1 pseudogene is annotated in these 308 nt (G+C 59.7%); it reads left to right on the top strand.

The annotated features are described in order from the left end of the window. Positions 1-116 precede the first annotated feature (116 nt). Positions 117-308: pseudogene (locus A6M21_RS19120) on the top strand (IS200/IS605 family accessory protein TnpB-related protein); the annotation flags it as partial.

Below are 308 nucleotides of genomic sequence, written 5' to 3'. Positions count from 1 at the left end.
GCCGCTCTTTATGGAAGCGGGCCTGCAAAGGCAGAGCCACCCGTGAAGAGTGGCGTAACGCCAGACAGAACCGGCTATATGCTCGGGGGGACGAAACCAAGGGCGGTAACCCGAACATGAAGCTCAGTTACCACAATGGTGGGTTTACCCTGGCGGTAACCGTCTCTCATCTGTCGGAAGAAACCGGAGTAGACAGCCTGGGCCGGCCGATAATGAGTAGAGCGCCCCGGGTAACAGGCAAGCTGTGGCTGCCGGAAAAGCACCGGGTAAGGGTGTGGGAACTGCTGCTTAACGGAGCGCCCTTCGCC

Source organism: Desulfotomaculum copahuensis (assembly GCF_001655685.1).
GTDB lineage: Bacteria > Bacillota > Desulfotomaculia > Desulfotomaculales > Desulfovirgulaceae > Desulfotomaculum_G > Desulfotomaculum_G copahuensis.
Note: the sequence above shows the minus strand (reverse complement) of the source record. Positions and strands in the feature narration are given on the sequence as shown.